Origin of the sequence: Citrobacter braakii (assembly GCF_002075345.1) — a bacterium.
Taxonomy (GTDB): domain Bacteria; phylum Pseudomonadota; class Gammaproteobacteria; order Enterobacterales; family Enterobacteriaceae; genus Citrobacter; species Citrobacter braakii.
The window spans coordinates 120,155-140,337 of sequence record NZ_NAEW01000009.1 but is presented as its reverse complement, the minus strand read 5'-3'; the positions used below and the strand labels follow the sequence as shown (position 1 = coordinate 140,337).

The following is a 20,183-nucleotide window of genomic DNA, read 5'->3' as shown; positions in this document are numbered from 1 at the left end:
TTTACGGGCCGTAAGTAACGAAGTCTGATGCAAATGTCAGATCGTATGCGCCTGTTAGGGCGCGGCTGGTAACAGAGCCTTATAGGCGCATCCGAAAAACCTCCGGCTATGCCGGAGGATATTTATTTACCTGTACTTCGCACAGTCCCTACCCAGTTCAGGTATAAAAAAACGGTGCTGGATTAACAGCACCGTTCAGACCTGAGAATACCAGCTGGTTACTTCTTAATACCCATCTCATCTTCCAGCCAGGCTTTAAATTCAGCGCCGAGAGTATTATGGCGAATACCATATTCAACGAACGCCTGCATATAGCCAAGCTTATTACCACAGTCATGGCTTTTGCCCTTCATGTGATAAGCTTCAACCGTTTCTTTTTCAATCAGCATATCGATAGCATCAGTCAGCTGAATTTCGTCACCGGCTCCCGGAGGCGTTTTTGCCAGCAGAGGCCAGATATCCGCGCTAAGGACGTAACGCCCCACGACGGCCAGATTAGATGGCGCCACATTCGCTTTCGGCTTTTCAACAACGCCAACCATCGGTACGCTTTCGCCCGGCGCTAATTCAACACCTTTACAATCAACAACACCATAAGCGGTAACATCTTCTACCGGCTCAACCATAATCTGGCTGCTGCCTGTTTCATCGAAACGATGAATCATTTCGGCAAGGTTGTCGCGTGATAAATCAGATTCGTATTCGTCAAGAATGACGTCCGGCAAGATAACCGCAACGGGCTCATCGCCAACCACCGGGTGCGCGCACAATACCGCGTGGCCCAGACCTTTGGCCAGTCCCTGACGCACCTGCATAATAGTGACATGTGGCGGACAAATAGATTGCACTTCTTCCAGAAGCTGGCGTTTTACACGTTTTTCCAGCATAGCTTCAAGTTCAAAGCTGGTATCGAAGTGGTTTTCAATCGAATTTTTAGACGAGTGAGTTACAAGTACAATTTCAGTGATGCCCGCAGCAATACATTCGTTTACGACGTACTGAATTAATGGCTTATCAACCAACGGTAGCATCTCTTTCGGGATTGCTTTCGTAGCCGGTAACATCCTGGTTCCTAATCCCGCAACCGGGATAACGGCCTTTTTGACTTTTGAATTAAGGGCAGCCATTTAAAACTCTCCTGGACTGTTCATGTATTGAACGTGTTCATCAATCTGTATCGCATCCAAGTATATCAGTACCGCGACAAGCTTCTGGTCTGAAAAGGACGCGCGTCGGTATAATTAAGATAAATACGAATAAATCTGGCGCTGATAGTAGCACTCACAGCATGAGTGGAGTGAGTCAATTTCATTCTCACTCCACTCGGTTGTTCATTCTGCAGACAACATCAGGCGCAGCCGACCACCGGCCCCCCAAATTTGGCATTGCCAGGATTCGCAACGTTGGCTCAGTTGATTAAGATACGCATTCCCTAAGGTTCCCAACGGAACGCCATTGCTGATTTGTACATTGTGGGAACCTGTATTTAATGTCGCATTCAGCCCTGCTGATACCAGAATCAGGTTTTTTAATCCGCTGTGGTAATAACCCACCAGCAAAGGGAATTGTCCGGGCAAATTAGCCTGGCGCAATAAATGGTTAACCTGTTTCAATAACGCACCGAGCTCCGGCAATCGTTGATTTTGATGCGCGAGCTGTTCCTGCAGCAAACCGTTAAATAGCGCCCGCAGTAACAATGCTGCCAGAACGCCATTATCCCCTGCCCGCGTCACATCCAGACAATAAAACGCAAGGTCATGGTCCGATAGCGGTGCAATATCCAGTACCAGCCCCGGCTGATCGGCAGCCACCAATTGACGATAGTTGATCCGACATCGTGAAATAACTTGCGACACAGGAGGCTGTAATTCTTGCAACAGCTTCGCTGCAGCGGCGGGATCACCAACCATCGCATCCCAGTCGCGAAACAGCCGCTCTTCTTCTTCCACGCGTGAATTAAACATATTCGGATACAGACACGCAAAGACGGTTTCGCGCAGGCGGTTCAGGTCCTTTACCGGCTTTAGCAGCACATCATCCACACCCAATCGCAGTGCTTTGGCTATATCAGACATGTTTTCCGTCGCTGATATCACCAGGATTGGGGTCTGATCGCCACGATTACGCAGATACTCTACTAGCTTAAGGCCGTTCATTCGTGGCATAGCCAGGTCGCAGATAATCAGGTCGGGGTTAAAGTGCCCGAGTAATTCAAGTGCTTCAAGTCCATCGCCAGCTACCGCCGTTGTCGCTCCCAAAGAGGAAAACCATGAGTCCATGAGTGAGCGAAATACCGGCTCATCCTCAACGATAAGAATCTGTTTTCCGACCAATGGCTGCGTCATATTCTCCCCCCTGACTGGCTTTAGTAAATAGTGGCATGCTATTGCTACTCACGCCTGTCAGAATTTGCTTAAGTGTTGATAAAAAATGCGTTAGATGTTGGTTTTCACCAGGGGTAGAAGTTCATCCATTTTCTTCTCGACCGCCAGTTGTCCAGCAGCAATTGCTGCGCTGGCGCGGTGAAAATCCAGCGTGGATATTTGCGGACAAAACGGCTGAATCAGGATGTCTGGCGGGTCACCGGCCATGCGGTTACGTTTCAGACGGTTTTCCAGAACCTGAATAGAAGTCGTCATGATCTCCATCGCCGTCGGCGCGGTTACCGCACGCCTGGCCGTTATGTTGCTCAAGCGCTCTTTCAGTCGGGCACGCCATGAAAGCGCGTCGACATCATCACCCGTTTCGGCATCACTGCTGACGTTAAAGGAGAGTAAATCTTGCTGCATAAGATGCGCATCGTGTTGCAGATCGACGGCAATAACGATGTCAGCGCCCAGCGCGCGAGTTAAGGATACAGGAACGGGATTCACCACCGCGCCATCGACCAGCCAGTAACCATTATGCGCTACAGGGGACATCAGACCAGGAATACTGCAGGAGGCCCGAACAGCCAGGTGCAAATCACCTTCCGTGAACCAGAGCTCCCGACCCGTACTCAGATTAGTAGCCACAGTTGCGAAACGGCGAGTGCATTGCTCAATTGCTTCTACCGGCATGACATTACGGTACTGATTGAATACCCGTTCACCACGCAGTAAACCGCCCCTGCGCCACGAGAGATCCATCAGACGTAAGACATCCCAATAGCTGAAAGAACAAACCCATTGTTCGAGAGCAGGTAACTTATTGCATGCGTAGGCTGCACCAACCAGCGAACCAATGGAACACCCTGCCACAATATCAACATCAATGCCCATATGCTTTAGGGCCTTAATAACGCCAATATGCGACCAACCTCGCGCCGCGCCGGAACCTAGCGCCAGCCCAATTTTTATTTTTCTCATTGTACGTACAAACTTCCCCTGGCTTGCAGACGTAGCAACATCGCTACCGCTCAGTTAACATAGTGCTACCTTGGCGTTTTTACGCCGTTTTTTTATTCCAGGGAGTACTTTGTGTCTCAGCTTTGTCCCTGTGGTAGCGCTGTCGAGTATAGCCTATGTTGCTACCGTTATGTGTCCGGCGCGCAAGTAGCACCTACGCCGTCACACCTCATGCGTTCTCGTTACTGTGCTTTTGTGATGAAAGACGCAGATTACCTTATCAAGACCTGGCATCCGGACTGTCATGCAGCCGCGTTTCGCGACGACATTATCGCAGGATTTAGCCACACTGAATGGCTCGGGCTGACCGTTTTTGAACAACAAACGGCAGACACAGAAAATATCGGCTATGTCAGCTTTGTTGCGCGATTTTCTGAACAAGGTAAAACAGGTGCAATTATCGAGCGCTCTCGTTTTTTAAAAGAAAACGGTCAGTGGTACTATATAGACGGTACACGCCCTCAAATTGGACGAAACGATACCTGCCCTTGTGGCTCCGGTAAAAAATTTAAAAAGTGCTGCGGCTAATCAACGCCCGACAGTATCAATTTTGCAAACATTCTCAACAGGATCACCGCTGCAAATGCATTCATTACAACGAAAAGTGCTGCGTACTATTTGTCCGGACCAAAAAGGTCTGATCGCGCGCATTACGAATATCTGTTACAAGCATGAACTGAACATCGTGCAGAACAATGAGTTCGTGGACCACCGTACCGGGCGCTTTTTTATGCGTACCGAACTGGAGGGTATTTTTAACGACGTCACGCTGCTTGCCGATCTGGATAGTGCCCTACCAGATGGCTCCATTCGTGAATTAACACCAGCAGGACGCCGCCGTATCGTCATTTTGGTCACCAAGGAGGCTCATTGTTTGGGTGATCTGTTAATGAAGGCCAATTATGGCGGGCTGGATGTTGAAATCGCCGCTGTGATCGGCAACCACGAGACGCTGCGACCTTTGGTTGAACGGTTTGATATCCCGTTTGAGCTGGTCAGCCACGAAGGTTTAACGCGTGACGAACATGATCTGAAAATGGCCGACGCTATCGACGCGCACCAACCTGACTATGTCGTGCTGGCAAAATACATGCGCGTTCTGACGCCAACATTTGTTTCACGCTTCCCGAATAAGATTATCAATATTCACCATTCATTCCTGCCAGCGTTTATTGGCGCTCGCCCTTACCATCAGGCTTATGAGCGCGGCGTGAAGATCATCGGTGCGACAGCCCACTACGTGAATGATAACCTCGATGAAGGCCCAATCATTATGCAGGACGTAATTCATGTGGATCACACCTACACCGCGGAAGACATGATGCGTGCGGGCCGCGACGTTGAGAAAAATGTATTAAGCCGCGCGCTGTATCAGGTTCTGGCTCAACGCGTCTTTGTTTACGGTAACCGAACGATTATTCTGTAATCGATTGATAATTGAATTGGTTACCTTTACATCTTTACGCGTAAAAATCAGGCAACCAGTTCTTTTTTATCAACGGAATACTTTACAGGGGCGCATCATTTGATATGATGCGCCCCGCTTCCAACGGAAGCAGGCCAGTAACTAGCATTACCCCGTGGTGGGGTTCCCGAGCGGCCAAAGGGAGCAGACTGTAAATCTGCCGTCATCGACTTCGAAGGTTCGAATCCTTCCCCCACCACCATTCATTCCGATAGATTCATAAAATTAGTATACCCCTGGTGGGGTTCCCGAGCGGCCAAAGGGAGCAGACTGTAAATCTGCCGTCATCGACTTCGAAGGTTCGAATCCTTCCCCCACCACCATCACCTCATAAAGCACCTATATCAAATCCATCTGTTATGCCTCATATTCTGCCCAGACGGGAAGGATGAGAAGCTTCGACTAAGGTTCGATTCGAGCGTTAGCGAGAAAGCGTTGCCGCAGGCAACGACCCGAAGGGCGAAGCGCACCGCGCTGAGTAATCCTTCCCCCACCACCATCACTTCATAAAGCACCAGCATCAAATCCATCTGTTATGCCTCATATTCTGCCCAGACGGGAAGGATGAGAAGCTTCGACTAAGGTTCGATTCGAGCGTTAGCGAGAAAGCGTTGCCGCAGGCAACGACCCGAAGGGCGAGGCGCACCGCGCTGAGTAATCCTTCCCCCACCACCATCACCTCATAAAGCACCAGCATCCCATCCATCTGTAATGCCCCATACCCGACCCTCGATCAAGCCTCAATTCGGGTCGGCAATTTACCTGATGCACAATGCTTATCCGGCAATTAGTCGTAAAAAAACCCCGCCGGAGCGGGGTTTTGTCTTACACAGATAACCGATTAATGACGCGCACGAACAATCTGGTATTTGCGCGTCAGATATTCGACCGGAACGCTCCAGATGTGCACCAGACGCGAGAATGGGAACAACAGGAACAGCGTCATACCCAGCACCAGGTGCATACGGAAAATGAACGCGACGCCATCCAGATATTGAGACGCCCCCCCCTGGAAGGTCACCACTGTCTGCGCCCAGTTCACCAGCTTCATCATCTCGCTGCCGTCCATATGCTGGGCGGAGAACGGAATGGTCAGCAGGCCCAGCGCACATTGTATCACCAGCAGGGAGAGGATCAGAATGTCCGCTCCGGTAGTGGTCGCCCGCACACGTGGGCTGAACAGGCGGCGTTTCAGCAGCAGGACGCCGCCAATCAAACACATCACACCACTGGCACCACCCGCGAACATCGCCATCTTTTGTTTCACTTCAAGCGGCAGCCACGCTTCATACATCCAGTGTGGTGTCAGCATGCCAAGGAAGTGCCCGGCAAAAATCCCCAGGATCCCGATGTGGAACAGGTTTGACGCCAGGTTCATCCCTTTGCGATCCAGCATCTGACTGGAAGCCGCGCGCCAGGTATATTGCCCATAGTCATAACGCAGCCAACTGCCAATCAGAAAGACAGAACCCGCGATGTACGGATAGATGTCAAAGAAGAACGTATTCAGGAAGTGCATTATTGCTGTCCTCCGGTGGTGATATTCAGATACTGCGGCGCAACGGCCCCGGCAAAACGACGCTGGTGAGCGGAAATTTCCGACTCACCACACCCCTGATCGGCGAAGAATTTCACCTGCTCTTCTTCCCAGACCGCATCCAGCGCTTGTGGGGTATCGTCACGCGCTTCATCTGCAATTTTTTCAGCCACTTTATCGCTGTCGATAACGGTATTCGCCAGTTTTAACAGCAGATCGAACAGCACCGCATAACGGCTTTCACGCTGTTGCAAGCGAGCGCTGAGCAGCGCCAGAATCGGCGCGATATCCTGTAACCCCCCTAATGCTTCGCTTTTCGGCAACTGCGCAAGGTATTCCAGATACAGCGGCAGATGATCGGGAAGTTCGCGGCTGTCGAGCTGCAGACCGTGCTGTTCATACTGCGCCATCAGGTCAACCATAGCCTGACCACGATCGCGGGACTCGCCGTGTACATGTTCAAACAGCAGCAACGAGGTGGCGCGGCCACGGTCAAACAGTTCGCTATAGCTTGCCTGCACATCCAGCATGTCCTGCGCGGTGAGATCGCGCAGGAAAATGCCCAGAGTCTGGGCATCCTCTTTATCCAGGTTCTCAGATGACGCGAGTGCATCGAAAAGTTCCTGCTGATGCTGCCACAAGGCAGCATCCGGGTACTCGAGCAGACGCGAAACAATGACAAGTTCAATCATTGGTGCGGCTCCGTTTTGCTGGTCACATCGACAGCGTCGATGCGGCGGCTGTTGAACAGATTGAATTTAGTATCAGAACCGTGGCAACCGTCACCGAAGGTAAAGCCACAACCGCTTTTCTCCGGGAACGCGTCACGCGCCAGTTCACGATGGCTGCTCGGTACCACGAAACGATCTTCGTAGTTAGCAATCGCCAGATAACGATACATTTCCTGTGCCTGCGCTTCGCTTAAGCCCACCTCTTCCAGCGCACGAGTATCAACTTTACCGTCAACGGTTTCCGCACGTTTGTAGTGACGCATCGCCAGCATACGTTTCAGCGCCAACAGTACCGGCTGAGTGTCGCCTGCGGTCAGCAGGTTCGCCAGGTACTGAACCGGGATACGCAGACTGTCAACGTCCGGCAGAATACCGTTGCTGCCCAGCTCGCCCGCATCGGCGGCAGACTGGATCGGTGACAAAGGCGGCACGTACCAGACCATCGGTAGCGTGCGGTATTCCGGATGCAGCGGCAGCGCCAGCTTCCAGTCCATCGCCATTTTGTAAACCGGCGACTGCTGTGCAGCATCAATGACGCTCAACGGAATACCATCTTTCAGCGCTTGTTCAATAACAGCCGGATCGTTCGGATCGAGGAACACGTCCAGTTGACGCTGATACAGATCTTTCTCGTGCTCCGTGCTTGCCGCACTTTCAATCGCATCTGCGTCATACAGCAGTACGCCGAGGTAACGAATACGGCCTACGCAGGTTTCGGAACAAACGGTCGGCTGACCGGCTTCGATACGCGGGTAGCAGAAAATGCACTTCTCAGATTTCCCGCTCTTCCAGTTGAAGTAGATCTTCTTATACGGGCAGCCAGTGATACACATACGCCAACCGCGGCATTTATCCTGGTCGATCAGCACGATGCCATCTTCTTCACGCTTGTAGATAGCGCCGCTTGGGCAGGTCGCCACGCACGCCGGGTTAAGGCAATGCTCACACAAACGCGGCAGATACATCATGAAGGTATTTTCGAACTGACCGTACATCGCCTTCTGCATGTTTTCGAAGTTCTGGTCTTTGGCGCGTTTTTCGAACTCGCCCCCCAAAATTTCTTCCCAGTTCGGACCGCTGGTGATTTTATCCATCCGCTGACCGGTGATCAGCGAACGCGGACGCGCAATCGGCTGCGCCTTACTGTCTGCTGGGGCGTTGTGCAACGTTTGGTAGTCAAAATCAAACGGTTCATAGTAATCATCCATGCCCGGCAGATGCGGGTTAGCAAAGATTTTACCCAGCAGCAGTGCTTTGTTACCCATGCGCGGCTGCAGCTTGCCATTGATTTTACGGATCCAACCGCCCTTCCATTTTTCCTGGTTTTCCCAGTCGTTCGGGAAGCCAACGCCAGGCTTACTTTCGACGTTGTTGAACCAGGCGTACTCCATACCCTCACGGCTGGTCCAGACGTTTTTACAGGTCACTGAACAGGTGTGGCAGCCGATGCACTTATCGAGATTCAGCACCATGCCGACTTGTGAACGAATTTTCATTTTACGCTCTCCTGTACCTGGTCATTGCCTTCGCCATCCAACCAGTTAATGTTCTTCATCTTACGTACAACTACGAACTCATCTCGGTTTGAACCGACGGTACCGTAGTAGTTAAAGCCGTATGCCAGTTGCGCATAACCACCGATCATATGAGTTGGTTTCGGCGTAATACGGGTTACCGAGTTGTGGATCCCGCCGCGCTGCTGGGTGATTTCAGAACCCGGCAGGTTAACAATACGTTCCTGCGCGTGGTACATCATGGTCATCCCGGCCGGCACACGCTGGCTGACAACTGCACGCGCCGTCAGCGCCCCGTTGCTGTTGAAGACTTCGATCCAGTCGTTATCTTCGATACCAAGATCCTTCGCATCAACTTCACTCATCCACACAATCGGACCACCGCGAGACAGCGTCAGCATCAGCAGGTTGTCGCTGTAGGTGGAGTGGATACCCCATTTCTGGTGCGGCGTCAGGAAGTTGAGCGCTTTTTCCGGGTTACCGTTAGATTTCTCGCCGATCACCGCTTTCACCGAACGGGTGTCGATTGGCGGACGATACACCAGCAGGCTCTCACCGAAGTCACGCATCCACTGGTGATCCTGATACAACTGCTGGCGACCAGATAGCGTACGCCATGGGATCAGCTCATGAACGTTGGTATAACCGGCGTTATAAGACACATGTTCATCTTCCAGACCTGACCAGGTCGGGCTGGAGATAATTTTGCGCGGCTGCGCCTGGATGTCGCGGAAACGAATTTTTTCGTCTTCTTTATTCAGCGCCAGATGCGTATGGTCACGACCGGTAAATTCACTCAGCGCCGCCCAGGCTTTAACGGCAACCTGACCGTTAGTTTCCGGAGCCAGCGTCAGGATCATCTCAGCAGCATCAATTGCGGTATCCAGCATCGGTTGGCCTTTCGCCGGACCGTCAGCCTTGGTGTAGTTGAGCTTACGCAGCAGATCCATTTCGCTCTGGGTGTTCCAGGCAATCCCTTTACCGCCGTTACCGATTTTTTCCATCAGCGGACCGATGGAGGTGAAACGCTCGTACGTTGCCGGATAATCACGCTCAACGGTCATGATGTGCGGTGCCGTAACACCTGGAATCAGGTCGCATTCCCCTTTTTTCCAGTCCTTCACGTCCAGCGGCTGCGCCAGTTCAGCGGCGGAGTCGTGCTGAATCGGCAGCGTAACGACGTCGGTTTCTTTACCGAGGTGGCCCACACAAACTTCAGAGAATTTCTTGGCGATGGCTTTATAGATTTCCCAGTCGCTCTTTGATTCCCAGGCCGGGTCAACGGCCGCAGACAGAGGATGAATAAACGGATGCATATCCGAGGTATTCATATCGTCTTTTTCATACCAGGTTGCGGTCGGCAGCACGATATCGGAATACAGACAGGTACTCGACAGGCGGAAGTCCAGCGTAACGACCAGATCCAGTTTGCCGTCCAGTCCGTTATCCTGCCATTCCACTTCTTCTGGCTTCACGCCGCTCTGCTGGCCGAGATCTTTGCCCTGAATACCATGTTCAGTACCCAGCAGATACTTGAGCATGTACTCGTGGCCTTTACCGGAAGAACCGAGCAGGTTTGAACGCCAGATAAACAGGTTACGCGGATGGTTTTTACCGTTTTCCGGCTGCTCCGCCGCAAAGCGAATAGAACCTTCTTTCAGGGATTTAACGGTGTAGTCCACCGGCGTCATACCTGCTTTCTGCGCTTCTTTCGCGATATACAGCGGGTTAGTCCCTAACTGCGGCGCAGACGGTAACCAGCCCATACGTTCAGCGCGAACGTTAAAGTCAATCAAATGACCGCTATAGCGGGATTTGTCTGCCATCGGGGACAGCAGTTCCTGCGCAGTCACCGTCTCATAGCGCCATTGGCTGGAGTGGTTATAGAAGTAGGAGGTGCTGTTCATATGACGAGGCGGACGCTGCCAGTCAAGCGCAAACGCCAGCGGCTGCCAGCCGGTTTGCGGACGCAGTTTTTCCTGCCCTACGTAGTGGGCCCAGCCGCCGCCGCTCTGGCCGATACAGCCACAGAACACCAGCATATTGATCAGGCCACGATAGTTCATATCGAGGTGGTACCAGTGGTTCAAACCGGCGCCGACGATAATCATCGAACGACCGTGCGTTTTATCTGCGTTATCCGCAAATTCACGGGCGATGCGTACAATCTGAGAACGTGATACACCTGTAATTTTTTCTGCCCACGCTGGCGTGTACGCTTTCACGTCATCGTAGCTGGTCGCGCAGTTTTCATCGTTCAGACCACGTTCCAGGCCGTAGTTGGCCATAGTCAGATCGTAAACGGTGGTCACCAGCGCCGTAGAGCCATCGGCCAGTTGCAGGCGTTTAACGGGCAATTTATGCAGCAGAATGTTTTCCAGTTCGACTTTACTGAAGTGCTCGGTGCCTTCGCCACCAAAGTACGGGAAGCCCACTTCAGCGATATCATCCTGGCTACCCAGCAGGCTGAGCTGCAGTTCAGTTTCATCACCGGACGTGCCATCGCGCTGCTCAAGGTTCCATTTGCCTTTTTCGCCCCAACGGAAACCAATTGAACCGTTCGGCGCAACCATTTCGCCGTTGCTGTTGATAGCGACAGTTTTCCATTCCGGGTTATTTTCCTGGCCCAGAGAGTCAACCAGATCCGCAGCACGCAGCATACGACCAGCAGCATAGTAGCCGTCGCGCTCTTCGAGCATCACCAGCATTGGCATGTCGGTATAACGACGAACGTAGTCGGTGAAATATTGGCTCGGGTTATCGAGGTGGAACTCGCGCAGCATGACATGACCCATCGCCATTGCCATCGCCGCATCGGTTCCCTGCTTCGGAGCCAGCCACAGGTCGCACAGTTTGGCGATTTCTGCGTAGTCCGGGGTAATTGCTACTGTTTTGGTGCCTTTATAACGAACTTCAGTAAAGAAGTGCGCATCCGGGGTACGGGTCTGCGGTACGTTAGAGCCCCATGCCAGAATGTAGCTGGAGTTATACCAGTCGGCAGATTCCGGTACGTCGGTCTGCTCGCCCCAGGTCTGCGGGGAGGCTGGCGGCAGGTCACAGTACCAGTCATAGAAGCTCAGGCAGGTCCCGCCAATCAGCGACATATAACGTGCGCCGGACGCATAAGAAACCATCGACATCGCTGGGATCGGCGAGAAGCCTGCGACGCGGTCAGGACCATAGGTTTTGATGGTGTAAACGTTAGATGCGGCAATCAGCTCATTCACTTCCTGCCAGGAAGAACGAACGAATCCACCACGACCACGCGCTTGTTTGAAGCTTTTTGCTTTATCGGCGTCTTCGATAATGGATGCCCATGCATCTACCGGATCGCTGTGCAGTCTTTTTGCTTCACGCCACATCTTCATCAGACGTTTGCGCATCAGCGGGTATTTCAGACGGTTAGCGCTGTAGAGATACCATGAATAGCTTGCACCACGCGGGCAGCCGCGAGGCTCGTGGTTGGGCATATCTGGACGAGTGCGTGGGTAGTCAGTTTGCTGGGTTTCCCAGGTCACCAGACCATTTTTCACATAGATTTTCCAGCTGCATGAGCCGGTGCAGTTTACACCGTGGGTTGAACGCACGATTTTGTCATGCTGCCAACGCTGGCGGTATCCATCCTCCCAGTCCCTGTTGGTATTGAGAAGCTGGCCGTGCCCATCGGCAAAGGTTTCGCCCTTCTGCTTGAAGTAGCGAAACCGGTCCAGGAATTTACTCATCGGTTTTCTCCTGTAGGAGCCTGACGGCTCTCTGATAAATCGACATTGCTTGATTGAGAGCGAAGGTAACGCTCTGAAAGGGCGTGAGAATTGATAACGATCAAGGCAGGCAGGGATGAAAATTGAGGGCCGATTTTGACATACCCCCTTAGTGGGATATCGATAAATCAATCAACATATTGAATTTTATTGATTTTTTTAAACTCACTTATCATACAAATGTTAAATTCTTTATAAGTGGGTATTAAGGGGTATCCCCCCTGTTTAGCATATTACGAGCACCGTTCTAACAGGCTGTTGTCGCGTCACAATATAAAAGTATGTTGTAACTAATAGCGGGCAAAAAAAAGCGCGGTCTAACACCGCGCAATGGATAATCAACAGTTACTACTTTTTTACTTTTTAGAATGACGTCCGTACACCGCCCAGGTGATAACCACACAGGCGACATAGAAGATCAGGAATACTTTCATCGCATCGACCGGGGAGCCAGTTAATGCCAGGGACGTACCGAATGCTTTCGGGATAAAGAAGCCGCCGATCGCACCAATAGCTGAGATAAAGCCCAGCGCCGCCGCGGTGTCGGTCGCCGCCTCGCGCATCGCTTTCTCTTCTGAACCGCCTTCAGCTTTCACTCTGTCCATCGTCAGCTTGCGAAAGATAACGGAGATCATCTGGAAGGTTGAACCACTCCCCAGACCAGCCGTCAGGAACAGCGCCAGGAACACCGCAAAGAAGGCGATAAAGTTGCCACCGACACCGTTTGATGGCAGCGTCAGGAACAGTAAGGCACTGAAAATAGCCATCAGCACGAAGTTCACCAGCGTTACGCGGGTCCCCCCCAGTCGGTCAGAGATTGCGCCGCCTGCTGAACGTGCCAGGGCGCCAATCAACGGTCCAAAGAAGGCGTAATGCAGGATCTGTACCTCAGGAAACTGCGTTTTTGACAGCATCGCGAAACCGGCAGAGAAACCGATAAATGAACCGAAGGTTGCCAGATACAGCAGGCTCATAATCCACAGGTGCCCGCGTTTCAGCACCGGCAATTGCTCTTTCAGCGAAGCTTTTGAGGTTGCCAGTTCATTCATACCAAACCATGCGGCCAGCGTTAATACAGCCAGGAACGGGACCCAAATCCATGCGGCGTTTGCCAGATACAGCTGCGTACCATCCGGTTGTTCAACACCCTGGCTGCCAAATGCGGCAAAGATTGACAGTGAAACCACCAGCGGAGCGACCAACTGCATCACGCTGACGCCCATGTTACCCAAACCACCGTTCAGACCCAGCGCGCCGCCCTGTTTCTGTTTTGGAAAGAAGAAGCTGATGTTTGCCATGCTGGAGGCAAAGTTCGCGCCGGCAAAACCGCACAACAGGGAGATAATGATAAAGGTACTAAATGGCGTGGAGGTATCCTGCACCGCAAAACCTAACCATACGCAAGGAATGATCAGGATACCGGTGCTGAACGCCGTCCAGCGACGTCCACCAAACAGGGGGACCATAAAGGAGTACGGTACACGCAGCAGCGCGCCGGACACCGAAGGTAATGCCGTCAGCATGAACAGTTGTTCAGTGGTGAAATCAAATCCGACTTTCGGTAAGTTCACCGCCACGGCGCTAAATAACATCCACACGCAAAACGCCAGCAGCAAGCAAGGGACGGAAATCCACAGGTTACGGCTGGCGATTCGATGACCACGCTGCTGCCAGAAGGCGGGATCTTCCGGCCGCCATTCGGTAATTACAGCTCCAGATGCCCTTTCCGGGGCAGATGAGTGACTCATAGACACCTCTGATACTTGTTTCGATGCCTGCCACATTAGGGTTTACAGCTGGAGGTAAGTTGATATAAATCAAAGGAAAAGGTGTCATTATTGATGCCTGAAATTTATCATCATCCTAAATGAGTACATAACTTCGGTAAAAAAGATGTGGTTTTTCACGCTTCTGTCGTCCCCTACTCCCCCTCGTTTAGGATCTCTCCCTCTGGCGGCAATTAAGGGGTAGCCCGTTTGAGGTATGGGTATACTCCAGTGTATCGCCGAGAATAACGCCACTGCCTGCAGCAGAATCGTCATTCAATAAGGTTTTCGGTTTTACGAAAACCCGAAGGAACAAGTCACCATGTTTAAACGTTGTCTTTCCCCGCTTACGCTGGTCAACCAGGTGGCGCTGATTGTTTTATTGTCTACTGCCATCGGCGTGGCGGGTATGGCAGTCTCTGGCTGGCTGGTTCAGGGCGTTCAGGGTAGCGCGCATGCAATCAACAAAGCGGGATCGCTACGCATGCAAAGCTATCGCCTGCTGGCGGCCATACCGCTGGACGCCAACGATCAACCACTGCTGGATGAAATGGAGCAAACGGCGTTTAGCCCGGAATTGACGCGTGCCGCGCAGCGTGACGGACAACAGGCGCAATTAAAAGCCTTACAGGATTACTGGCACACCAAACTGGCACCGGGGCTTGCGCATGCGCAAACGCCTGATGCGGTAGCGCAGGATGTCAGGCGCTTTGTGGGCGGACTGGATAAGCTGGTCACCGCCTTTGACCATACCACCGAGTTACGCATTGAACGCGTCGTTCTGCTGCATCGCCTGATGGCCGTATTTATGGCATTGCTGCTGGTCTTCACCATTATCTGGCTACGCGTGCGCCTGTTACAGCCGTGGAAACAACTGCTGGCGATGGCGCGAGCCGTCAGTCAACGTGATTTTACCCAACGCGCACATATCAGTGGGCGTAATGAGATGGCAGCGCTGGGCTCGGCGCTGAATAATATGTCGGAAGAACTGGCCGAAAGTTACGCGGTGCTGGAACAGCGGGTACAGGAGAAAACGGCGGGTCTGGAGCACAAAAATCAGATCCTCTCTTTCCTGTGGCAAGCCAACCGCCGCCTGCACTCTCAGGTGCCGTTGTGCGAACGCCTCTCTCCGGTACTGAACGGCCTGCAAAATTTGACCCTGCTGCATGATATTGAACTGCGGGTCTATGACCTGGAAGATGAAGATAATCATCAGGAATTTACCTGCCAGTCCAATGTCAGCTGTGATGAGAAAGGCTGCCATTTGTGTCCGCGCGGTACGCTACCCGCCATTGACGGCGGTATCACGCTGAAATGGCGGCTAACCGATGCCCATACCCAGTATGGTATCCTGCTCGCGACTTTGCCGTACGGACGCCATCTCAGCCACGATCAGCAGCAACTGGTTGATACCCTGGTTGAGCAACTGACCGCAACGCTTGCACTCGACAGGCATCAGGAGCGTCAGCAGCAGTTGATCGTGATGGAAGAGCGTGCCACCATTGCGCGCGAACTTCATGATTCTATTGCACAATCGCTCTCCTGTATGAAGATGCAGGTGAGCTGTTTGCAGATGCAGGGCGATGCGCTTTCAGATAACTGCCGCGAGCTGCTCAGTCAGATTCGTAACGAGCTAAACGCTTCCTGGGCGCAACTGCGCGAGCTGTTAACGACCTTCCGTTTACAGCTGACGGAACCTGGGTTGAGACCGGCGCTGGAAGCCAGCTGTCAGGAATACAGCGCGCGTTTTGGCTTTACGGTTAAGCTGGATTATCAGCTGCCACCGCGTCTGGTCCCTTCGCATCAGGCGATTCACCTGCTACAAATTGCGCGCGAAGCCCTGAGCAACGCCCTCAAACACTCTCAGGCCGATGAAGTAGTTGTGACGGTGGTGCAAAATGGTAAGCAGGTCAAACTAACAGTGCAAGATAACGGCTGCGGCGTACCGGAAAACGCCGAACGCAGTAACCACTACGGCATGATAATCATGCGCGACCGTGCGCAAAGCTTGCGCGGCGATTGCCGTGTACGCCGTCGCGAGACAGGCGGTACTGAAGTTGCTGTCACTTTTATTCCCGAAACAAACTTCACAGAAGTCCAAGGAGATACCCATGAGTAATCTGGAACCGGCAACCATCCTGTTGATCGACGATCATCCGATGCTGCGAACCGGTGTAAAACAGCTTGTCAGCATGGCGCCCGATATCACCGTTGTCGGCGAAGCCAGCAATGGTGAGCAGGGTATCGAGCTGGCAGAATCCCTTGATCCCGATCTGATCCTTCTTGATCTCAATATGCCCGGCATGAACGGTCTGGAAACACTCGACAAGCTGCGTGAGAAATCACTGTCAGGCCGTATCGTCGTGTTTAGCGTATCCAATCATGAAGAAGACGTGGTTACTGCACTGAAGCGCGGTGCCGACGGTTATCTGCTGAAAGATATGGAGCCGGAAGATTTGCTGAAAGCATTGCAGCAAGCGGCTGCCGGTGAAATGGTGCTGAGCGAAGCCTTAACGCCGGTTCTGGCCGCCAGCCTACGCGCCAATCGTGCAACGTCCGACCGTGATGTTACCCAACTGACGCCGCGCGAACGCGATATTCTTAAGCTCATCGCCCAGGGCCTGCCTAACAAGATGATCGCCCGCCGCCTGGACATCACCGAAAGCACGGTAAAAGTTCACGTGAAGCATATGCTGAAGAAAATGAAGCTCAAATCACGTGTTGAAGCCGCGGTATGGGTGCACCAGGAACGTATTTTCTGATAACGCGCGCATGCGTCATTGTTAACGAGGATCATTTTCCGAAACGGTAGTAAACGGTTCGGTCAGTGATAGCGTGATCTCATTGGAAGAGACACGCTGGCCCTGCTCATCTTCTACCACCACAGACAACCGCCAGCGGTTCGTCGCACCTTCTCTGCTGTCCCACTTCGGCATAATAATCGTCCAGCCCTGCGCGCTTCGGTTATTGCTGCCAGCCGTTAAGCTCAACGCCTGAGTATCGCCCTGCCACGTCAGGTGGCGGATCCCATGCAAACTACGCACCTGCAGCTTCAGCGCCACCGTCTCTCCCGGTTTGAGATCCCAGGGTGGCGTGGCCAAAAATACCGACAGCGTTTTACGCTGGCGATACTCCAGCGTCGGCAAATTGTTACGCTGCGGATCGTCATAACGACTGCCGCGCAGTGAACGGCTGTTCGCCACCTCACTGACCATCAACTGTTTTTTTAACGGCACGCCAAAACGGTAACTAAGCGTTAAGCCGAGGTTATTCTGGCTAATGCCGCTTTCACCCTGCTTATGCTGCGCTGTCACCGTGATCAGCGGCACCGGTGTATAGCTCAGCCCGAGGTTCACCGCCACCGGATTGTGATACCCGGTTCCCGAATGAAATAGATCCACCCGGTCGCCAAAATACTGTTCCACGCTGACGCTGGTATTGAGATGTTGATAGAACGGCATCCGCATTTGCGCGGTCAGATCGTAGCCGCGGGCCATCCGTTGTTGCTGGGTTGCAAAACGATCCTGCCAGGAAGACAACGGTTGATAATAGTTAGCGGATAAGCGCAAATATTCGCCCCATGCCTCCGCGCCGAGGCCTCCCCGGGGCAGATTTTCATCCAGTAAGTTGTCATAAAAGGTGTTGTAACCCAGTAACCAACCGTCGCGTACCCAACGTTGCCCAATCCCCGCATTACTGACTAAGCCGTCGTCCTGTTGCGTCACTCCTAGCTGGCTCCAGGTAAGATAACGTTGGTTGTCCTGCCACGGCACAAACCAGCTTCCCCGACTCCCGGTAAAACTGCCTTCGTTATCAACTTGCAACCCGATGCTGGCGTTTCCCCAGGGAGAGAGCCAGGATTCCAGTTGCTGATTCACCTGTTCGCTGACCGTATCTCGCACCTGGCCAAACGCGAACTGCTTCGCCTGTTCACCGGTATCAAGCCCGTTATCAGTCATGCTGGCTTCACCAAACGCTTTGACCATTTCGGCAAAATGCTTTTCGCCTGCCCGCGACTCCGGGGCCATACCAAGATCGGGCAAGCCATCACTATTGTTATCGAAAGGGTTTTCAGCCTGGTGCACAAAGGACGACTGCGCGTTAGCAGTACCGCCTGCCAGCGGCAAGAGTGCGAATACAGCAAGAGAAGAACAGATAATACGGCTCAAATCGTTAGTGGTTTCTTACATCAATTAGCCACAGTGGCATACTTATCTTAAACCATAACGTTTTCAGCGTTGATTTTCAGCCCCTCCCCCTTTTTTCGGCATTATCCTGGCATTGAGAAATAGGTGTAACATACGTGTCGGTTATTAACGCTTACATGCAGTAACAGGAGTAAAAATGCAAAAGATAGTGATCGTCGCGAACGGAGCGGCTTATGGAAGCGAATCGTTATTTAACAGCCTGCGTCTGGCTATCGCCCTGCGCGAACAGGAAGCCGGTCTCGACCTGCGTCTGTTTTTAATGTCTGACGCCGTAACCGCAGGATTACGTGGTCAGAAACCCGCGGAGGGCTACAATATTCAGCAAATGCTGGAGATCCTGACAGCGCAAAATGTTCCGGTAAAACTATGCAAAACCTGCACCGATGGTCGTGGGATCACGGCGCTGCCGTTAATTGACGGAGTGGCCGTCGGCACGCTGGTAGAACTGGCTCAATGGACGCTGGCTGCAGATAAAGTGTTGACCTTCTGATACACCGTTTTCAGGCAAGCGCACTGAAAGTGTCGATAATTTCCGGATTTAATATTTGATGGGCGCGGTTTCGTTGAACGTTAGCACGCCCGTTCAACCCTTTTGAGGTGTTTTGTCACTTTTGTTTAATCGTTATGCCATTTTTTGATCAAAATCAGCATCCTGTTGCTCCCCCTTTGGTGTTATGCAATGAGTGAAATGTGAACAACATCACGCAGCACTTTCGACAGAAAGTACGTTGTTTTCAAGAACGGGGTGAAAAATGGCATTAGTGAAGGCAAGTTTAAAGTTATTTGGTGGCGATACGGTGGTTGTGCGCTGTTCCGAGCGCTGTCACATCCATCTGATGAGCGAAAAAAATCACGTCAAAGACACGCAGTCCGACATCTTAAGCGTGCAGGATCGTGATAACGCATGGTTGACCGTGCCCTATACCGGCGTCTGGAACGTGCTGATCGACAGCCACAGTCAGTCGCTTGAGCATTCGATAAGTTATATTGCAGCCTAAGCGTGACATGCCCGAAAAGCACCTGGCTTTCGGGCATACAATTCCACGCCGGGTTCAGGCAAACCCTGGCCGCATAACGCCTTCCGGCAGGTTCTCTCCCAACAATCGTTTGACCGTGATCACCAGATCATTAAGACAATCATCCTGCATCCCCAGCTTGACCAGCTCTTGTTCCAGCGAGAACAGATACTGGGCATTAGTGCCTAAAGGTCCTCTGGCCGCGGCAATAAGCGGCGCGATCACCTGCGCGCGCGTGTCTGACTCAAACAACGGATGGCGCGGATCCATAATAAACACCAGCGCGTTCACCGTACGGCCGTCATCAAGCGCCAGCTGGCACCAGGTCGGCAGATAGCATCCGGTGATCATTTCTCGCTTCCACAACAGAGAAAGCTCTTGTTCCAGCGACGCGTCCGGCAAGCGGTAGGCCACACCGGTGGTACGTCCGCCCTCTTTCAGGGCCAGCATGCGGCCTGGCTGACACGCCGTTCCTCGCCCCGCCGTCAGGCGCAGACAAAATGCACGGTGCCAGCCGACTAATGTGCCGGTACAGGACTCTTCAAACTCTAAGGCCGGGTTCCACATCAACGATCCATAACCGAAGATCCACACAGGTCCATCATCTGGTCGACAAGCGAGCGTGGCGGCCAGTGAGGCTGCACGTTGTTCCGCTGACCAGAGTAGTGATTCTTCAATAGCACCAAATGCCGTCTTACAGTCGGCATTCAATAAAAAATCACGCGTTAACACCTTACACCTCCGCCACTGCTGCTTCCCTGCGACAACTTTTTTGACGCCTTCCGGGCTTTTTTACTGC

The 20,183-nt window shown here is 52.5% G+C and carries 16 protein-coding genes, 2 tRNA genes and 2 other RNA genes; 10 read left to right on the top strand and 10 right to left on the bottom strand.

Annotated features, from left to right (window positions below; all coding sequences use genetic code 11):
* Nucleotides 1–218 precede the first annotated feature (218 nt).
* The 3 genes from galU to rssA all read right to left on the bottom strand — a co-directional run bounded on the left by galU (nt 219) and on the right by rssA (nt 3,347).
* Nucleotides 219–1,127 carry a UTP--glucose-1-phosphate uridylyltransferase GalU gene (gene galU, locus BZK42_RS19040; protein WP_016153274.1) on the bottom strand — a complete coding sequence of 303 codons (909 nt, stop codon included), beginning with the start codon at nt 1,125–1,127 and terminating at the stop codon, nt 219–221.
* Nucleotides 1,128–1,331: 204 nt separating this feature from the next.
* Nucleotides 1,332–2,345: a two-component system response regulator RssB gene (gene rssB, locus BZK42_RS19035; RefSeq protein ID WP_016153275.1), complete on the bottom strand. Its 1,014-nt coding sequence runs from the start codon at nt 2,343–2,345 to the stop codon at nt 1,332–1,334.
* 90 nt (nt 2,346–2,435) lie between these two features.
* Entirely contained in the window at nt 2,436–3,347 is a 912-nt protein-coding gene (rssA, locus tag BZK42_RS19030) for a patatin-like phospholipase RssA (protein ID WP_016156731.1), read from the bottom strand.
* A gap of 111 nt (nt 3,348–3,458) precedes the next feature.
* Between rssA and BZK42_RS19025 the strand changes: the two genes are divergently transcribed.
* From BZK42_RS19025 to BZK42_RS19000, 6 genes are all read left to right on the top strand, one after another.
* Nucleotides 3,459–3,914, top strand: a complete 456-nt coding sequence (locus BZK42_RS19025; protein WP_016153277.1) for a YchJ family protein — start codon at nt 3,459–3,461, stop codon at nt 3,912–3,914.
* A 55-nt stretch (nt 3,915–3,969) separates the two neighbouring features.
* Nucleotides 3,970–4,812 carry a formyltetrahydrofolate deformylase gene (gene purU / locus BZK42_RS19020; RefSeq protein WP_016153278.1) on the top strand — a complete coding sequence of 281 codons (843 nt, stop codon included), beginning with the start codon at nt 3,970–3,972 and terminating at the stop codon, nt 4,810–4,812.
* Between the two features lie 156 nt (nt 4,813–4,968).
* Nucleotides 4,969–5,053: transfer RNA gene (locus tag BZK42_RS19015), tRNA-Tyr, on the top strand.
* A 36-nt stretch (nt 5,054–5,089) separates the two neighbouring features.
* Nucleotides 5,090–5,174, top strand: a tRNA-Tyr gene (locus BZK42_RS19010).
* Nucleotides 5,175–5,218: 44 nt separating this feature from the next.
* A non-coding RNA gene (locus BZK42_RS19005) (RtT sRNA) lies at nt 5,219–5,350 on the top strand.
* 44 nt (nt 5,351–5,394) lie between these two features.
* Nucleotides 5,395–5,526: non-coding RNA, RtT sRNA (locus BZK42_RS19000), on the top strand.
* A gap of 166 nt (nt 5,527–5,692) precedes the next feature.
* Here BZK42_RS19000 and narI read toward each other — a convergent pair.
* From narI to BZK42_RS18975, 5 genes are all read right to left on the bottom strand, one after another.
* Nucleotides 5,693–6,370 carry a respiratory nitrate reductase subunit gamma gene (gene narI / locus BZK42_RS18995; RefSeq protein WP_016153281.1) on the bottom strand — a complete coding sequence of 226 codons (678 nt, stop codon included), beginning with the start codon at nt 6,368–6,370 and terminating at the stop codon, nt 5,693–5,695.
* On the bottom strand, nt 6,370–7,080 hold the full coding sequence (gene narJ, locus BZK42_RS18990) for a nitrate reductase molybdenum cofactor assembly chaperone (RefSeq protein ID WP_016153282.1): 711 nt from the start codon (nt 7,078–7,080) through the stop codon (nt 6,370–6,372). The genes narI and narJ overlap by 1 nt, the downstream gene beginning before the upstream one ends.
* A complete protein-coding gene (gene narH / locus BZK42_RS18985; protein ID WP_003833388.1) occupies nt 7,077–8,615 on the bottom strand; it encodes a nitrate reductase subunit beta in 1,539 nt (512 codons plus the stop codon). The genes narJ and narH overlap by 4 nt, the downstream gene beginning before the upstream one ends.
* The gene (locus tag BZK42_RS18980; protein WP_047358964.1) at nt 8,612–12,355 is read right to left on the bottom strand and encodes a nitrate reductase subunit alpha; all 3,744 of its coding nucleotides are present in this window, start codon (nt 12,353–12,355) and stop codon (nt 8,612–8,614) included. The genes narH and BZK42_RS18980 overlap by 4 nt, the downstream gene beginning before the upstream one ends.
* 395 nt (nt 12,356–12,750) lie before the next feature.
* Nucleotides 12,751–14,142 (bottom strand): NarK family nitrate/nitrite MFS transporter, encoded by a 1,392-nt coding sequence (locus BZK42_RS18975; RefSeq protein ID WP_016153284.1) that lies wholly within the window; start codon nt 14,140–14,142, stop codon nt 12,751–12,753.
* A gap of 340 nt (nt 14,143–14,482) precedes the next feature.
* Here BZK42_RS18975 and narX point away from each other — a divergent pair, with 340 nt between their 5' ends.
* Nucleotides 14,483–16,279, top strand: coding sequence for a nitrate/nitrite two-component system sensor histidine kinase NarX (gene narX / locus BZK42_RS18965; protein WP_016156734.1), 1,797 nt, complete (start codon nt 14,483–14,485; stop codon nt 16,277–16,279).
* Complete coding sequence (gene narL, locus BZK42_RS18960; RefSeq protein ID WP_003020756.1) at nt 16,272–16,922, top strand: two-component system response regulator NarL; 651 nt, start codon at nt 16,272–16,274, stop codon at nt 16,920–16,922. The genes narX and narL overlap by 8 nt, the downstream gene beginning before the upstream one ends.
* Nucleotides 16,923–16,943: 21 nt before the next feature.
* Here the strand turns inward: narL and BZK42_RS18955 are convergent, their stop codons facing one another.
* Nucleotides 16,944–18,329, bottom strand: coding sequence for a YchO/YchP family invasin (locus BZK42_RS18955; protein ID WP_071600324.1), 1,386 nt, complete (start codon nt 18,327–18,329; stop codon nt 16,944–16,946).
* A 175-nt stretch (nt 18,330–18,504) separates the two neighbouring features.
* On the opposite strand from BZK42_RS18955, the gene BZK42_RS18950 reads away from it, so the two are divergent.
* Both BZK42_RS18950 and BZK42_RS18945 read left to right on the top strand, forming a co-directional pair.
* Complete coding sequence (locus tag BZK42_RS18950) at nt 18,505–18,858, top strand: DsrE/DsrF/TusD sulfur relay family protein (protein WP_016156736.1); 354 nt, start codon at nt 18,505–18,507, stop codon at nt 18,856–18,858.
* A gap of 262 nt (nt 18,859–19,120) precedes the next feature.
* Nucleotides 19,121–19,366 (top strand): DUF1883 domain-containing protein, encoded by a 246-nt coding sequence (locus BZK42_RS18945; protein ID WP_003833405.1) that lies wholly within the window; start codon nt 19,121–19,123, stop codon nt 19,364–19,366.
* Nucleotides 19,367–19,420: 54 nt separating this feature from the next.
* Here the strand turns inward: BZK42_RS18945 and BZK42_RS18940 are convergent, their stop codons facing one another.
* Nucleotides 19,421–20,116 carry a gamma-glutamylcyclotransferase gene (locus BZK42_RS18940; RefSeq protein WP_080859807.1) on the bottom strand — a complete coding sequence of 232 codons (696 nt, stop codon included), beginning with the start codon at nt 20,114–20,116 and terminating at the stop codon, nt 19,421–19,423.
* Nucleotides 20,117–20,183: the final 67 nt, after the last annotated feature.

Coding starts and splice junctions, on each gene's coding strand:
- galU (WP_016153274.1), bottom strand. CDS start 1,127: ATGGCTGCCCTTAATTCAAAAGTCAAAAAGGCCGTTATCCCGGTTGCG.
- rssB (WP_016153275.1), bottom strand. CDS start 2,345: ATGACGCAGCCATTGGTCGGAAAACAGATTCTTATCGTTGAGGATGAG.
- rssA (WP_016156731.1), bottom strand. CDS start 3,347: ATGAGAAAAATAAAAATTGGGCTGGCGCTAGGTTCCGGCGCGGCGCGA.
- purU (WP_016153278.1), top strand. CDS start 3,970: ATGCATTCATTACAACGAAAAGTGCTGCGTACTATTTGTCCGGACCAA.
- narI (WP_016153281.1), bottom strand. CDS start 6,370: ATGCACTTCCTGAATACGTTCTTCTTTGACATCTATCCGTACATCGCG.
- narJ (WP_016153282.1), bottom strand. CDS start 7,080: ATGATTGAACTTGTCATTGTTTCGCGTCTGCTCGAGTACCCGGATGCT.
- narH (WP_003833388.1), bottom strand. CDS start 8,615: ATGAAAATTCGTTCACAAGTCGGCATGGTGCTGAATCTCGATAAGTGC.
- BZK42_RS18980 (WP_047358964.1), bottom strand. CDS start 12,355: ATGAGTAAATTCCTGGACCGGTTTCGCTACTTCAAGCAGAAGGGCGAA.
- BZK42_RS18975 (WP_016153284.1), bottom strand. CDS start 14,142: ATGAGTCACTCATCTGCCCCGGAAAGGGCATCTGGAGCTGTAATTACC.
- narX (WP_016156734.1), top strand. CDS start 14,483: ATGTTTAAACGTTGTCTTTCCCCGCTTACGCTGGTCAACCAGGTGGCG.
- narL (WP_003020756.1), top strand. CDS start 16,272: ATGAGTAATCTGGAACCGGCAACCATCCTGTTGATCGACGATCATCCG.
- BZK42_RS18950 (WP_016156736.1), top strand. CDS start 18,505: ATGCAAAAGATAGTGATCGTCGCGAACGGAGCGGCTTATGGAAGCGAA.
- BZK42_RS18945 (WP_003833405.1), top strand. CDS start 19,121: ATGGCATTAGTGAAGGCAAGTTTAAAGTTATTTGGTGGCGATACGGTG.